Origin of the sequence: Actinosynnema sp. NPDC023658, from assembly GCF_040639995.1 — a bacterium.
Classification (GTDB): domain Bacteria; phylum Actinomycetota; class Actinomycetes; order Mycobacteriales; family Pseudonocardiaceae; genus Actinosynnema.
The window spans coordinates 1-1,540 of record NZ_JBFAAX010001206.1 but is presented as its reverse complement, the minus strand read 5'-3'; the positions used below and the strand labels follow the sequence as shown (position 1 = coordinate 1,540).

Below are 1,540 nucleotides of genomic sequence, written 5' to 3'. Positions count from 1 at the left end.
GGGCGCCGCGCGGGCCCGCCGCGGTGGTAAGAGGGGGCCGCGCCCCCCCCCCCGGGGCGCGCGCGGGCCCCCGCCCGACCCGCCCCGCGGGGTCCCGCCGGTCGACACCACCCGTTCCCGGCTCCGAGGCGGAGCGCCGGTCAGCGCCGGACGATGCGGACGTTGATCCGGAAGAAGCGGCGGTCGCCGGTCACCTCGGCCGGCACCTGGCCCTTGAGCGCGTTCGCGCTCATCTGCCGCTTGAGCGGTGTCCGGGCCGCGGGCGCCGCCTGCGCGCCGGGGATGGAGACCTGTTGGTAACCCTGCCAGTCCCTGGATTCGGCGAGCAGCTCGTCGATGTGCTGCTCGCTCATTCCGGCGTCGAGGAGGTGGGGTCGGGCGAACTTCTCGTTCGACTTGCCGATCAACTCGGCCAGGTGAAACCACGTGTCCGCCTCCTCGGGCGGGATCACCTTCAGGTAACCGGAGAAGGGCTTGGGCGTGGACACGAGCGAACGGAGGGGTGCGCCGAGGGAGGCTTTTTTCTTGGCCAGATCACGGTAGGCGGCCAAGGCGTCCTCGACCCGGTCGTCGCCGTGCCGCCTGCGCAGGAAAGCCTCGACCTCGCTCCCCTTCACCGTCCGGTGTCCGTAGTGCGGGGTCATGTGGTTGACCGCCTCGTCCACGAACGCCACGACGCCGTTCGGCGGGACCGTGACCACGTCGATGACGTCCGGTTCCCCGAGTTTGCCGCGAACCCGGCCGAGGTCGTCGAGGAATTCCTTCGGCAGCGTTCTCGCGATCTGCTCCTCGTGCTCCCCGACGACCGGTGGGTTGAGGATGTACTCCGGCCCGGCGATCGGGTGCGACGTGGCGTAGGCGAGATTGACGAAGAGGGTTTCCCCGAACGTGTCCCGGTGGAACTCCGAGGTGATCTTCGAGCGTTCCCGGTAGTAGTGGACCTCGACCAGGACCTTCCACTCCTCCCACGGGATCCCGCTCGCGTGCAGGTACTCGAACTGGCGGGCCCTGGCCATCGTGAGCATGGTGCTGCGGATGAGGTCCGGGGCGGCCTCGGCGGCCTCGACCATCTCGAACCCGTTCTGGTTCGTGGCGATCATGTGCGCGGGCGTCCCGGGGAAATCCTCCGCCTCGATCCTGGACGGCAGGTCGATCAACCTGACGTCATCGGGGGACGGTATTTCCCCGGCCCCGGCCGGAATGCGCTCGACCTCGATCGCACCGAGGAAGAGGACGTACTTCCGGAACCGGGGCGAGGCGTCGATCTCCTTCTCGAACCTGGCCATCAACGAGTTGTTCAGGTCCGGGTCGGGACAGGTGAACACCTGCGGCACGGCTAACTCCAGGAGCAGTTCTGCTGACCTCTGTCCGTGCTTTTCGCCTGCTTTTCTACCGCCGTTGCCGGACCCGGCCGATGCGCTCGTCATCGATAATCCTGCTTTCTGCCCGAAGTGTCTTCAGCGGCAGCATATCCGGGTCGGACGGTCGGCTTCGCCGGATCGCACAGGCCTTCGATTCCCCGCGGTGCGACGGGACCGGG

1 protein-coding gene is annotated in these 1,540 nt (G+C 68.3%); it reads right to left on the bottom strand.

Annotated elements, in window-relative coordinates; genetic code table 11:
- Positions 1-140 precede the first annotated feature (140 nt).
- Positions 141-1,334 carry a hypothetical protein gene (locus AB0G02_RS39580; protein WP_360805476.1) on the bottom strand — a complete coding sequence of 398 codons (1,194 nt, stop codon included), beginning with the start codon at positions 1,332-1,334 and terminating at the stop codon, positions 141-143.
- Positions 1,335-1,540: the final 206 nt, after the last annotated feature.